Origin of the sequence: Pseudomonas sp. W2-17 (genome assembly GCF_041060445.1) — a bacterium.
GTDB lineage: Bacteria > Pseudomonadota > Gammaproteobacteria > Pseudomonadales > Pseudomonadaceae > Aquipseudomonas.
In genome coordinates this window covers 40,085-54,259 of record NZ_JAUFNS010000032.1, presented here as the reverse complement: position 1 = coordinate 54,259, position 14,175 = coordinate 40,085, and the positions used below count along the sequence as shown (strand labels likewise).

Genomic DNA, 14,175 nt, shown 5'->3' with positions numbered 1-14,175 from the left:
AGCGCACTCGCTACCCACTCTATTGGGATGTTCTGAGTGAAGGTGCTCAGGTCAGAAAAGTTGAAGAGATCGCCAAGGTCGAGCAACTGCTGCTGAATGGGCATAAAAAAATCCGATGCCAGGGGGCTGACATCGGATTCTCTATAAAGCCCGGCTTGGACTCAAATGCTTAAGTGAACAGCATTAGCCTAAACGGCGGGTTTTTTTCGTCCTTGCTTTTTATTCCGATGTGAACAAGGCAGGGCTCGTAGTGCCGCGCCCTATATCACAAAAAATAGAAAAATCTCCATAACTATGTATTACCTGACAGCAGAGGTATGAGCGTTACGTAGTTGCCATACAGACAAAAAGGAGAACCTGTATGAGCAACACCGAAGAAAAAAATATTGTAGTCAATCGAGGGATACCTCCTGGTAATCCTTACGGCTCTGGCGGGGGACTTCGACCCTCCCGTGACGGATGGAGCATTGGATGGGGTGGTGGCAGCGGAGGTGAGGGCGGCAGAGCCGGGACATTGTCTAGCTCCAAACGTCGCCGGCTGCGTATTCGCGATAAGCGCCGCCGTGCACAGGAAGCACGTCAGCGAGCTGAAGCGGCCCGCGTCAAGGCAGCCGCTGAATTACAGGCTCAAAAAGAAGCTCATCAGCAATCCATTTTTGACGCTGAGGCGCGGGTTCGAGCCCAAGCTCACGCTGAGGCAGAGCAAGAAGCCAGAAGGGAGGCGCAAGCTCAAGCTGCTATGGCTGCGGCAAACGCTAGAGCCGAGCAAGAGCGTCAAGCAGCGGCTCACCGTCAAGCCATGGAATCATTACCTCTCGCGCAAGCAACTCGAAAACGTGAGCTTGATCTTCAGCATGATCACAATGTAGCCGCACTGCCTGTCTCGCTCATGTCCGAACTCGGCGAAGACAGCTCGTTATACGACGCTCAGCGTCAACAGTCACTGAACGCGATACTTGAGCATAAAGCCCGGATCAACTACTTGATCGCCCAAAAAAAGGCGGCTTCTGAAAGTAATCGTCAGAGCTCGCATGCTTTTACTGGGGGCGATCCTCTTCAAATAACCAGCGAACGCTACGGAGCAATCTTACAAAGTCGAAGCATTAGTGCAGAACAAGCTTTTCAGACTCACCAAGCGTGGAGTCTTGCCTATGAGCAGGCGCTTGAAGCCGATTTGCACGCAAAAGCAGTTACTCAGTTGCTTGATAAATCTGCGGCACTTTCAGAGCACTATGCCGAGCAAGCCTGGAAGGCGCGTAACTCCGTAGTCAATGACGAGATTCTGGTCTTAAAGCATGCTACTGAAGCAAGCCGACTCTGGTCGATGGTGGCAGGACCGAATGCTCCAACGCAGAACTTTCCCACTGCGTCTGAAACAGCCAAAGCTATCGCGCAGAGGCTGTTCACCCGACAGGCGGCCAAGGCACTGGGGCGGTCGTTTCCGCAACTTGCTTTACTTTACCCAACCGAGTTGGCTGACGGTGAACTCGCGCCCCCACTGATTGCTTCGCCTGCGTCGGAAATTGGGGTCTCTAGCCATGTCGACCTCGATTTCATCGCAGGCCGCGATGGAACAGTTGACGTTACCCACCGGTTAAGGATTGAGGAGGTTGAAGGCGAACTGAAACCGGTCTGGGCTGAAGCCGACGGTTCGATAGTCGGCTCCAAAGTCCGGGTGCGAACGTTCGTCTATAACCCGAGCGCCAAAGCGTATGAGTTTAAACAGGAAGGGGCAGACCGGCCGGCTCTGATCTGGACACCCGCGGTTAGCCCGGAGAGCAGTTCCACTGCTTTGCCGGCCGATGAGTCCAAAGGTCCTGAATATTCCGGGGCCGCTATTTCGCCCGTTTCGGAACAGCTTGGACGTTTCCCGACTTACGACATAGAGGACTTCGAGGACTACATACTTATCTTTCCGGCGGACTCGGGTCTTCCGCCTGTGTATGTCATGTTCAACAGCCCCAGGTATTTGCCTGGTGTTGTGAGCGGTTTGGGTGGCGACGTCGATCCCAAGTGGGAAACCAAGTCCTCGACCGGGCTCGGATCGCCAATACCCGCAGTGGTTGCGGATGCCCTCAGAGGTAAGGAATATGCTCAGTTTCGAAATTTCAAGCGTGCTATCTGGCGCGAGATGTCCAAGCATCCAGAAATTACCCAAGGCATGAGCGAAAGAAATATAAAATTGATAAAACAAGGTAAAGCCCCGATTGCCCCCAATGCGGAGCAAAAAAACGGACGAAGGTGGTATGAAATTCATCACATTACCTTGATTTCAAAAGGCGGAGATGTGTACGGGATCGATAATTTAGGAATCAATACCCCAGCGCATCACGATAGGATTCATCGGGAGATGCGTGACAATAAGGAACGTCCATGAAAAATCACACGATCGAAGATATGACTGAAAACGAATTTCTGGAGTTGGTTAAAAAAGTATGCAGCGGTGATTACAGAACTGAATACCAACATGGTCAGGCGATCGGAGAGTTTCAACGTTTGAGTGAACATCCATGTGGTTCAGATTTGATTTACTACCCTAAGCCAAATGCCGATGATTCACCGGAAGGCATCGTAGAAGAAGTAAAACAATGGCGAGCTGCTAATGGTAAAGCAGGATTCAAACCATCGTCTGATTAACTCCCCATCCCACGACCTCATTTTTAATTAAAAAGGAATTTACTAATGGCTCATTACACAGTTTTACTTCAGCAGCTTCCAGGCTCAATCCAAAGCGAAGTTGTCGCTCATTTAGGTTCAACAACTGGAATGTCTGAGCTTCAGATTGTTGAGCGGTATCGGGACGCGGCATCGCAACTGAGAGCAGCCAAGCTTGCGTTTATTCCCCCTTATGCTCCTGGGGAACGTGACAATGCAGGGCATCTAACCTTGGATCAGTTCAATAGCATGGTAGGGGCGGATCTTTCGTTTATGTCCGCCCCTCTTGTGGAGGTGCATCGCCAAATCATTGCTAGTGAGGTTGTTTGGTATTTGAACAATTTCATCAATCAGCTTTCATCGATTCATGCGCAAATGATTGAGGCAGCCCGGCAAGAGGCTCAACGACAGGCCGAGGAGGCAGCTCGCCAACGCGCCCAGCAACAGGCAGAGGAAGCAGCTCGTCAACTGGCGCGACAACGAGCGGAGGAGGCAGCTCGCCTCCACGCTCAACAGCTTGCGGAGCAACAAGCCCGCGAGCTTCAGCAGCGTCGGGCGAAGGAGGCTGCTGAAATGGCCGCCCGCCAGCTTGCCGAGCATCAGGCCGAAGCTGCGGCTCAAGCATTGATTAATCAGCGAGCCCAAGAATCAGCGTTGCAAGAAGCCCGACTGGCGACAGAGTTAGTAGCGGCTACCAGGGAGCCCATTCCACAAACGCGCTCCGACGGAAGCGGTGAGCCGGAAGATGATCTTGCTGACAGCCAAGCGCCTCGCCATTTGCTTTTTATTCCAGGTCCACTCGCGATTGCGGAAGTGGAGCGCGCCACCGTCGTGCTGAAGCAACGGATTGATGCTGCAGTGGCTGAATATGCATCCTCAATCGGGCCTTACCTGAATACGCCGAGCACGTCGGCCAGTCTTGCCTCTTGAGGACTTAGTGGCCGACTGGCTGTCCCGAAAAGACCAAACGCAGACCATCCGTCTGCGTTCGGTCTTATTTTTATATCCTCTGGCAGGTACCTTACTCCGCAAGTACTCGGTGACGTGCGCCTTACACAATTCATCCCTTCGGCTGATCCGATCGACGCGCCAAGGCCCTACAGTGCATATTTTCAAGCCCGCACCTGCACTGTGAAAAGGGATTCCTATGCTGCACACCCGCGTGATTCCGCCCGCCGAAGGGGCGTACCAGTACCCTCTGTTGATCAAGCGACTGCTGCTGTCAGGCGTGCGCTACGAAAAAACCCGTGAGATCGTTTACCGGGACCATTCGCGCTATTCGTATCAAATGCTCAACGAGCGCATCTGCAGGCTCGCCGGTGCGCTGACGGCGGCGGGGGTCAAGGCGGGTGACACCGTGGCGGTGATGGATTGGGACAGCCATCGGTACCTGGAATGCATGTTTGCCATCCCGATGATTGGCGCGGTGATCCACACCATCAACGTCCGGCTTTCCCCCGAGCAGATCCTGTTCACCATGAACCACGCCGAAGACAAGGTCGTGCTGGTCAACAGTGAGTTCGTGCCCCTCTACAACGCCATCGCCGGGCAACTGACGACGGTCGAAAAAACACTGTTACTGACCGACACCGATGGCGCAACGGCCGACCTGCCCAATCTTGTGGGCGAGTACGAAGCGTTGTTGGCGGCCGCGAGCCCGCACTATCAGTTCGAGGATTTCGACGAGAACTCCGTGGCGACCACGTTCTACACCACCGGCACGACGGGCAACCCAAAGGGGGTGTATTTCACCCATCGCCAGCTCGTGCTGCACACCATGGCCGTCGCGACGATCATGGGCAGCGTCGAAGGCATTCTGGGCGGCGACAAGGTTTACATGCCAATCACGCCGATGTTCCACGTTCATGCGTGGGGCGTGCCGTATGCCGCAACGATGCTGGGCGCCAAACAAGTGTATCCCGGCCGTTACGACCCCGAGTTGCTGGTGCAGCTCTGGCAGAAGGAAAAGGTCACGTTTTCCCACTGCGTGCCCACCATCATGCAAATGGTCCTCAACGCCAAAGCCGCCCAGAACATGGACTTCACCGGCTGGCACATCATCATCGGCGGCAGTTCACTCAATCGTTCGCTTTACGAGGCGGCCAAGGCCAAGGGCATTCAGCTGTCTGCGGCCTACGGGATGTCCGAGACCGGGCCGTTGGTGTCGGTTGCGCACCTGAATGACGACCTGATGGCCGCCAGTGAAGACGAACGCACCACCTACCGAATCAAGGCCGGCGCGCCGGGCGTGCTGGTCGAAGCGGCGATTGTCGATGGCGAGGGTAATTTCCTGCCTTCCGACGGTGAGACCCAGGGTGAACTGGTGCTGCGCGCGCCCTGGCTGAGTGAAGGTTATTACCGCGAGCCGGAGAAGGGCGCCGAGCTGTGGGCCGGCGGCTGGCTGCACACTGGCGACGTGGCGACGCTGGACAGCATGGGCGGGATCGACATTCGTGACCGCATCAAAGACGTCATCAAGACCGGCGGTGAATGGGTGTCTTCGCTGCAACTGGAAGACCTCTGCAGTCGCCATCCCGGTGTCCGTGAAGTGGCCGTTGTCGGCATCGCCGATCCGCAGTGGGGCGAGCGCCCGTTCGCCCTGCTGGTCGCCCGCGAGGGGCACGTCATCGACGCCAGAATATTGAAGGAGCATCTCAAGCCGTTTGTGGAACAGGGGCACATCAACAAGTGGGCGATTCCGAGCCAGATCGCCCTTGTTACCGAAATTCCCAAGACCAGTGTCGGCAAGCTCGACAAGAAGCAGATCCGCCAGAACATCCTCGAATGGCAGGGCAGTAACAGCGCTTTCCTCTCCACCCTCTGACGCTTTTCTTCGCGGCTATTTTCATCGGTCATTACGTTGAAAATGTGCCGCGGAGGCTCTACTCCGGCGTCTTCCTTGCCAATTCTTCTTTTTCAGCCATGCTCCCCCTGCGATGTGATTTGCCACTCTGGCGTCGGCGTGCCAGAGGTGTTGGCGCTGTAAATCACACTTTAGAGGGATCAAGCAGCAGCACCTGCTGGCTATAGTCGGCAGTAGGTTGGTACCGGAGAAAAGCGCATTGATCGTTTCGCAGTTGTTTGGCTGCCCGATCGGCGTTGACACCCAGGCACTGCGGCCCGTCCGCCTGAGTCGTTTCTGGAAGCACCCACTGCCATAAAAATAAAAGCACATGGAGTAGCGTCGATGACATCAGCTAACCAGTTCTGGCGCCGGGCTAAATTGCCCTTGGCCGTCAGCCTCGCTTCCACGCTCGCCGGCCCTGCATTCGGCGTCAGTTTCAATATCGGAGAAATCGAAGGTAACTTCGACTCGTCGCTTTCTGTGGGGGCAAGCTGGTCCACCCAGAATGCCAACAAGAACCTGATCGGCTCCAACAACGGCGGTCACGGTCTTTCGCAAACCTCCGATGACGGTCACTTGAACTTCAAAAGCGGCGAAACGTTTTCGAAGATCTTCAAGGGCATCCACGATCTTGAACTGAAATACGGCGACACCGGTGTGTTCCTGCGGGGCAAGTACTGGTATGACTTCGAGCTCAAGGACGAAAGCCGCGACTTCAAGGACATCAGCGATTCGGGCCGCAAGGAAGGCGCCAAATCCTCAGGTTTCGAGCTGCTCGACGCATTCGTCTATCACAACTACTCCATTGCCGATGAGCCGGGTTCGGTGCGTCTGGGCAAGCAAGTCGTCAGTTGGGGTGAAAGTACCTTCATCCAGGGCGGCATCAACAGCATCAACCCGGTCGACGTGTCCGCGTTCCGTCGCCCTGGCTCGGAAATCAAGGAGGGCCTGATTCCGGTCAACATGTTCTACCTGTCGCAAAGCCTGACCGAAAACCTCTCGGCGGAAGGCTTTTACCAGCTGGAATGGGACCAGACCGTTGTCGACAACTGCGGCACCTTCTTCTCGCAACCGGACGTGATCGCGGACGGCTGCAACAGCAACCTGGCCGTACTGCGTACCCGCAACAGCCTGAATGCGGCTCTGCCTGCCGCGCTGCGTGGCCCCGTTCAGAACACGCTGGCGGCGCGCGGCGTGAACTTTGGTAATCCTGACGAGGGCGCAGTGGTCGCCCGCGGCCCTGATCGCGATGCCCGGGACAGTGGCCAGTATGGCCTGGCCATGCACTACAACTTCGAGCCGCTGGACACCGAGTTCGGGGCCTATTACATGAACTACCACAGCCGTCTGCCGATCTTCAGTGGCAAGGGCGGGCCGGCAAGCGCCTACAGCGCAGCAGGTCTGGTTGGCGGTCTGGCGGCCAATGGCGTTCCTCGAGGCGTCGCGGCGGCCCTCGCGCCAACCCTGTTGCCCGTCGTGGTCGCTGCCAACTCCAGCTACTACGTTGAATACCCGGAAGATATTCACCTGTTCGGCCTGAGCTTCTCCACCACCTTGCCCACCGGCACGGCGTGGAGCGGCGAAGTCAGCTATCGCCCTAACGCACCGGTGCAGTTGAACACCACCGACATTCTGTATTCGGGCCTGTCGCCACTGAACTCCAACGTCTCGTTGCTGCAGGGCGCACCCGGCCAGGACCAGAAAGGCTATCGCCGCAAGGAAATCAGCCAGGCGCAGACCACCTTCACGCACTTCTTCGACCAGGTGATGGGCGCCGAACGTCTGACCGTAGTGGGTGAGGTGGGCTGGACCCACGTCGGCGGGCTGGAAAGCACCTCGAAACTGCGTTATGGCCGCGACCCGAGCTATGGCCCGGGCCCGCTCCCAGGCGGTCAATGTCAGACTCTCAACGCCAGCACCCTGGGCACTGCCGCGCAGAACAACCTCAGCCGCTACTGCGAAAACGATGGCTTCACCACCACCGATTCGTGGGGTTACCGCGCTCGCGCCATCTGGGATTACAACAACGTCTTCGCCGGGGTGAACCTGCGTCCGAGCGTGGCCTGGTCCCACGACGTCGACGGCTACTCGCCAGGTCCTGGCGGCAACTTCGAGGAAGGTCGCAAGGCCGTGAGTCTGGGCCTCGACGCCGAGTACCAGAACACTTACACCGCCAACCTTTCCTACACCAACTTCTTCGACGGCAAGTACACCACCGTGGACGACCGCGACTTCGTAGCGCTCAGCTTCGGCATGAACTTCTAAGGACAATAATGAAAATGAAAATCACGAAGGGTCTGTTGCAGGTGGGCGTGTTGGGGCTGTCGTTGTTGGCGACCAGCGTGATGGCTGCGGTGTCCGACGCCGAAGCCGCCAAGCTGGGCACCACGCTGACGCCGATGGGCGCGGAAAAAGCCGGCAACGCTGCCAACACTATCCCGGCCTGGAGCCCGATGCCGACCAATGCCGGCGCCGTGGACGACAAAGGCTTCCTGGCGAACCCGTACGCCAACGAAAAAGCGCAGTTCACCATCACGGCGCAGAACGTGGATCAGTACAAGGACAAACTCGCCCCCGGCCAGTACGCGATGTTCAAGCGGTACCCGGACACCTACAAGATGCCGGTTTACCCGTCCCATCGTGGCGCGACTGTGCCCGCTGACGTGTTCGCCGCCATCAAGAAAAACGCCACCAACACCAAACTGGTGGGTGGCGGCAACGGCCTGGAGAATTTCGAAACCGCAGTGCCGTTCCCGATTCCGAAGGACGGCCTTGAGGTGATCTGGAACCACATCACCCGTTATCGCGGCGGCAGCGTCTCGCGTCTGGTCACCCAGGCCACGCCGCAGACCAACGGCTCGTTCAACCCGGTGTATTTCCACGACGAGTTCGTCTTCCGCGACAAAATGAAGGATTTTGATCCGAAGAATCCGGGCAACATCCTGTTCTACTTCAAGCAGGAAGTGACGGCGCCGGCGCGTCTGGCAGGTTCGGTACTGCTGGTGCACGAAACCCTCGATCAGGTCAAAGAGCCGCGTGCGGCGTGGGTCTACAACGCCGGGCAGCGCCGCGTACGTCGCGCGCCACAAGTGTCCTACGACGGGCCGGGCACCGCCGCCGATGGCCTGCGCACCTCCGACAACCTCGACATGTTCAACGGCGCGCCAGACCGCTACGACTGGAAGCTGATCGGCAAACAAGAAATGTACATCGCCTCTGATAGCTACAAGCTCGACGATCCGAAGCTGAAATACACCGACATCATCAAGGCCGGCCACATCAATCAAGACCTGGCGCGTTATGAACTGCGTCGCGTCTGGCACGTGACCGCCACCCTGAAAGAAGGCCAGCGCCACATCTACGCCAAACGTGACTTCTTCATCGACGAAGACACCTGGCAGGCTGCGGTCATCGATCACTACGACGGCCGTGGTCAACTGTGGCGCGTGGCTGAAGCCCACGCCGAAAACTACTACGACAAGCAAGTGCCGTGGTACGCCCTGGAAGCCCTGTACGACCTGCAATCAGGCCGCTACCTGGCGCTGGGCATGAAGAACGAAGAGAAAAAAGCCTATGACTTCGGCTTTACCGCCACCGTCAGCGACTTCCAGCCCAACGCGCTGCGTCAGGAAGGCGTGCGCTAACGGCTGACCGAACGAGCGGAGAGCGTGCAACGTTGATCACAGCTACAGCGCACTGAAGTCCTCCGCTGTTTCACCCTATGGCTGAACCCCATAGCGCAGAAAGAAAACACCCCGAGTGGTCGGGGTGTTTTTTTTTGACCAAGGTTTGCGTCCACAGGACGCTGTTCCTCTTTAAGCGTGGATCACGGCGGAAATGAAAAATGCTGTGCTCGAACCGAGCCGTCTTCTAGCTCCTTTATCGCGACACTCTTCAGACGCTCCGAGCCGAAAGAGTTTGCGGTGCAGGTTTTGCTCATGATGGTTTTGTTGAGCTTGAGTACCTCTAGAAAGGCTTTGGCACCGAAGGTTTGTTGAGGCACACCCACGACATATCCGTACTCACCCGTGCGAAATCCAAAATAGGTGGTGTATGTCGCCTTATCTACCCACCGAAAAAGCGGGCGGATTGCTCGGAATGTTTGCGTCATCTCATCGTTTTCAGGCGTCCCGAATCGATAGGTGATGGTTTCTTTGTCGGCACTACTGCATAGAGAGACTGACCGCTGCTTTTGCTCATCAAGACGGCAACCGGCAATGAGGGTTTCGTTTTTGACGCAACTGACGTCTTCACTGGCGAGAACTGACACGCTTATCACAATCGTAACTGTGAATCCGAGGCTCAAAATCGACTTGATGCACGTACTTCTTTGATTCAATCTTTTCATTCTTCGGACTCAATCAGCTCGACGCTTACTTGACCAAGGAAATACCAGGCCATCAATGTCCGCATGTGCCCCGCAAATACCCAGGCCTAATGCGGTTGGGTCGACATTTCTCGACGAGATGATCAGCTCTGCCTCCGTTCGGATCAGCCCTATTCGTCCGTGCGCGGTTTCGTAAATCAGCTGTCGGCCAGCTTCTTTCATGAGAAATGAAAACGCACAGACATGCTGATTGGCCTGGGTGCTTTCAAGCGTCACCAGATAGTCCTCACCTTTTTTGAGTACTTCTAAACTGTCGCTGAAAACGTCTGAGCAGTCAGATCCGTTCTCTGGCGATGTGCAAAGCAAACTGCCTACTCTGAACGTACCCTCCCAAGAGAAGTTAGCTTGTGCGTTGGTGGACGAACTCGCTACAGCAACCGTCGTTGCGCAACCGACACCAATAATGGCGAAACGCTTGGGAAGTGCCGCCATCCACGCGCTGCATCTCATATAAAGCACCCTCCTCAAATTGGGCACAGTTAGCATCTGGAGCAGGGTTTACTGGTGGCCAAGTGATTTTAAAGTTTCAGGAACTGCGTATCCTCGCTTGTATTCAAGCGTGTATGAGTTGGTTTTCTGCCCCAGGGTAGTGGTCTCACAGTTGGCTTCAGCTCCAAACGATCTTGTATTTCTCACCCTCTCTCTGACGACGATGTCAGCGTAATCCTCTCGCGACTGCTGCATTGCCAGAGTCATGTGCCTTTCTTGAAAACTTCCAGCGCACTGGGTGTCCCATTCACCAACCCGTTCTTGGACAGTGAGTCCTTCCAATACATTGTTCAATACGTTGTCACTCAAACTGTATAGGCTCAGGGAGGTCGAGCTGTATGGGTTTGGCTGTGACGATCCTTTCCATGAGGTCCGGATCCCAAACGCGAGATGATTTTGACCTAATCGGTAATTGGCCGTGTCTATCGTTACTCCATGACTATTGATTGCGCCAGCGTCGAGAATTCCCCTTTCACGAGTTGTGGCCACGATGCTTTGTGTGGTGGGGTCTATGATCACCAAATCCAGGTCAGCAATTACATCTGTTTTGATGGCGGTTGCGAAAATCAGGAATCCAGTGGCCGGCCATCGCTTACAAATTGTCTCGTGCTCGGTGGGCTGATAGCCTACATAGCGTTCAGTGAGAAGAGCCTCGTATTCCTCAAGGCAGGCTGCCTCGGTGGCCGCGCTTGTCAGCATCAACAGTATTGCTGGCAACCCTTTTATGAACCCGGTCCGTGTGCCGTTTTTGGCGGCCCCGCGAAAGTGCCTTCTTATATTTTCTGGACGTATCATTCTAAAATTCCGCTCGCCCAGATTCTTTCGAAATTCTTGACGCGGTTTCGTCTACTCTTGGTCCCTTTGTTGACGATATCGGTTACCAGGTTTACAACGTCCGGCACCGCTCCCTTGTCCGCAATTTCATATATCTTCTTGCTCAGCCAGAGGTTTATCGCTGATCGCGTCGCGTATCTCATGTGGGTGAGCAGATCCGGGTTTTTTACAAAGTTTACTTTGTCTTCAGGCCAATTTTGCTGGTTCTCGACGTGCCAGTCGTTGAAGACTTTATAGTTATGAAGGCCTGTTAATTGCTTGAGCCCGCGCCCGCGGTACTTCCAGCCATCACCGCTAGCGTGGCCTCTGTTGCCCAGTTCACTTCGTGCTCCGTAGGCACCGTTCGCGATCGCTTCAAAATCTGATTGGGACATAGGAAAACCATCTTCCTTTATCCTCCCATGCTTTTTATAGTATCCGTGTTTTTTAGCTTCGTTCGGTCGAATCCTGAAGTAGCTAAAAAGTGCCGTAAGTGCATCGGCGCTGTAAGTTAGATCTTCAATGACACTTAATCCTTCGCCTGTCTCCTCCAATATCTGAGCAAAAAAGTGAGCGCGTCTTAAGGGGGTGTCAAGTTTGTAAACTTCAATTTTTGCATTAAGCTCGTCGGCGATTGTGGTCAAGTCCTTATGCCGATTTGAGTCCAGCCGGGGATAAAGCTTAAGCATCGCTTCGAGGCTGAACGTGAATCCACTTCCTTGAAAGCTACTGAGCAACCCCACCGCATGCAGATGATGCACTTTCCCATCTACAGGCAACCCAAGCTGCCCGGCCACCTCGGCCCACCAACTCATCGCCTTGATCCGCTCCTTTTCCGCCAACCAGTTCAGGTTAGGCGTCGCCCCGCCATGCCCCAGCAAGTCATCCAGCGCATCCCACTTACCCGGCGTGTGATGCCATTCGCTTTGGTAGCGAACAATCAGTTGCGAAATTGACTGCGCGTGGGCTGGCAGTCTCAGTGCGGCTTGTATTTCGTTGCCGCTCAGTTTGCCGTCGCGGTTACGGTCAATGATGTCGAACAGACGCTTCTTGATCGGGCCTTGGTCGGCCTTGTCAGCCGCCGCGTCGTGGCGAGTGATCTCGTCATCATCGAAACGTCCCGATGCGCGCATAAAAGACGCCAGCATGCTCCGCGGTGAATCGTAGTCTGCCAGGGTCTCGTAACCCTCCCATGACCATGGGCTAAGCCACGGTGTCCCGCCCACTTCCTCACGCACCCAACCGTCGAGCAGGTTGTTGTCGGCGTCGTGCAGCAGCCCATCCAGGCGATACCAGTTGCACGCTTTGCTGTCGGCACTGGCAGGCACCGCGATTTTTCGCTCGGCCGGCAAACCGTCGAGCAAACTTTTGGGAAGCAACAATTGCGCGGCGCTGAGCGTGCCTGCCGCCTTCAACGTCGGCGGCTTTTTGCTGCTGAAAGTCCCCTGATGCGCGACCACGGGAGTGCCTTTCACCAGCTTCAGCCAGGTCTTGCTGCTGGCGGGCAGTTTGTCTGCCCAAACGCGGCTGAGGCCCAGGAACATTTTCACGTCGCCCGCGCTGAACACCTCCAGGTGCAGACGATTCTCCGGGTAATCGACGGCGCCTTCGTGATATCGGCCCATGTGCCCGATCAGTTCACCGGCCTTGATCGCAACCGGCTTATCCAGAACGACAACGCTGCCTCTCGCTTCCGGCTCGGCCGCGCCGCTCTGCAACGAAGGGAAGTGCACGTATTGATTGACCTGCTCCAGCTTGCGAAACCGGCCTGTGCCACTGACCGTCACCTCGGTGCCTGGATACAGCGTGCCGATCTCGTTGCCTTTGCGAACCCTTGGCTGAGCACGGACGTTCAGGGGCGTCTCGGAAACGACCCGATGCTGCTCGCCCGCCATGGGTCGCAGGAAGTCGGCGCAGACATAACCTCGCAACCCGCCGCTGGCGTCTTTCAGGTGATCGGGGCCGGGGGTGTTTTCAAGCTTGCGATAAGTGCCTTCGCCGCTGACCTGGACTTCCGCACCACGCGGCAGCCAGCCGATGATCGCGCCCTTGCTCGCCTTGTTGCGCACGTTCAGTCCGCGTTGCCCGGGGTAGTCCCCATGGATGTCGTTAACGTCGACGCGAACTTGAAGGGTCGATCCGGATTTCCAGAATCCTGGCCTGACGACAGCCGAGTCTTTTTCGTACGCCGCCCAATCCCGCAAATGCATGTAGAGGCTGTAGATAATCAGACTCGGCGGCGTGTCCGTGCTGCCTTTGATGGCAGGCGGCCGCAAGCGGTGCCGCACCAGCACGAAATTGCGCGAGAACGGCTTTGAAACGGGCTGTTTATTGACGAAATACGTCGTGGCAGGCGACTGCTCATCAATGCGATAGGCCACCACTTTACCGTCCGCGATGCAGTGCACGCTCGACTGGTCCAGCGTGCCCGCCGTTCCCGCATCAAAATGCACACCGCCATGCCAGAGCCCGCTGCTGCCGAGGGGATAGCTGCCGCTCGCGGCATTTGCCAGATGGGTCAGGTGCTGGAGCGCATCGCGATTGTCGCGGAAGGGATGGCTCCAGTTCTGGACCGGTTGCAGCAGGTTGTTATCAGTCTCGACGTCGGTCGGTGAATGAGGGGGTAATGTGTTGGGCGTTGGCAGCACAGGCTGCTGTAAGTCGTCGGATTTGTAGCGTCGAGCGAATAATCGGGTCATGGGAATGGCTCCTGCTTTTCCACGAGATAAGCCAACAAAGCTGCCGCTCTGTCGGCGAGGTCCCGGTCAACGTCCTGTTCGACCGATGCATCCGAACCTCGCGCTACGGCAAGGCCAGATTTGGTGCGCACGATGGCGGATTCCAGCGCGTGGTTACAGAGGGGGAAATACGAACAGGAGATTTCAACGCGCATTTGCGGATGGGTCTTACACGAGCCAATTGTGGAGCGTAGATGCGCCCGCGGCGACTACACTGCAGCGGATGTAGGACCGTGTACCTCCCCAGA

At 56.2% G+C, this 14,175-nt stretch carries 10 protein-coding genes; 6 read left to right on the top strand and 4 right to left on the bottom strand.

Going from position 1 to position 14,175, the window contains the following annotated elements:
- The first annotated feature begins 361 nt into the window (after window positions 1–361).
- The 6 genes from QWI20_RS25630 (at window position 362) to QWI20_RS25605 (ending at window position 9,144) form a co-directional block, all read left to right on the top strand.
- Window positions 362–2,377 (top strand): S-type pyocin domain-containing protein, encoded by a 2,016-nt coding sequence (locus QWI20_RS25630; protein WP_369307787.1) that lies wholly within the window; start codon window positions 362–364, stop codon window positions 2,375–2,377.
- Window positions 2,374–2,637 (top strand): bacteriocin immunity protein, encoded by a 264-nt coding sequence (locus QWI20_RS25625; RefSeq protein WP_369307786.1) that lies wholly within the window; start codon window positions 2,374–2,376, stop codon window positions 2,635–2,637. Before QWI20_RS25630 ends, QWI20_RS25625 begins: the two co-directional genes overlap by 4 nt.
- Window positions 2,638–2,682: 45 nt before the next feature.
- Window positions 2,683–3,585: a hypothetical protein gene (locus QWI20_RS25620; protein ID WP_369307785.1), complete on the top strand. Its 903-nt coding sequence runs from the start codon at window positions 2,683–2,685 to the stop codon at window positions 3,583–3,585.
- 217 nt (window positions 3,586–3,802) lie between these two features.
- Entirely contained in the window at window positions 3,803–5,479 is a 1,677-nt protein-coding gene (locus QWI20_RS25615; protein ID WP_369307784.1) for a fatty acid--CoA ligase, read from the top strand.
- A 363-nt stretch (window positions 5,480–5,842) separates the two neighbouring features.
- Window positions 5,843–7,765, top strand: coding sequence for a DUF1302 domain-containing protein (locus QWI20_RS25610; protein WP_369307783.1), 1,923 nt, complete (start codon window positions 5,843–5,845; stop codon window positions 7,763–7,765).
- 14 nt (window positions 7,766–7,779) lie between these two features.
- Window positions 7,780–9,144, top strand: a complete 1,365-nt coding sequence (locus QWI20_RS25605; protein ID WP_192174913.1) for a DUF1329 domain-containing protein — start codon at window positions 7,780–7,782, stop codon at window positions 9,142–9,144.
- A 182-nt stretch (window positions 9,145–9,326) separates the two neighbouring features.
- Here the strand turns inward: QWI20_RS25605 and QWI20_RS25600 are convergent, their stop codons facing one another.
- The 4 genes from QWI20_RS25600 to QWI20_RS25585 form a co-directional block, all read right to left on the bottom strand.
- On the bottom strand, window positions 9,327–9,848 hold the full coding sequence (locus tag QWI20_RS25600; RefSeq protein ID WP_369307782.1) for a hypothetical protein: 522 nt from the start codon (window positions 9,846–9,848) through the stop codon (window positions 9,327–9,329).
- 9 nt (window positions 9,849–9,857) lie between these two features.
- Window positions 9,858–10,319: a hypothetical protein gene (locus QWI20_RS25595; protein ID WP_369307781.1), complete on the bottom strand. Its 462-nt coding sequence runs from the start codon at window positions 10,317–10,319 to the stop codon at window positions 9,858–9,860.
- 66 nt (window positions 10,320–10,385) lie between these two features.
- Window positions 10,386–11,171, bottom strand: coding sequence for a hypothetical protein (locus QWI20_RS25590; RefSeq protein ID WP_369307780.1), 786 nt, complete (start codon window positions 11,169–11,171; stop codon window positions 10,386–10,388).
- Window positions 11,168–13,888, bottom strand: coding sequence for a hypothetical protein (locus QWI20_RS25585; RefSeq protein WP_369307779.1), 2,721 nt, complete (start codon window positions 13,886–13,888; stop codon window positions 11,168–11,170). Before QWI20_RS25585 ends, QWI20_RS25590 begins: the two co-directional genes overlap by 4 nt.
- Between the last annotated feature and the right edge of the window lie 287 nt (window positions 13,889–14,175).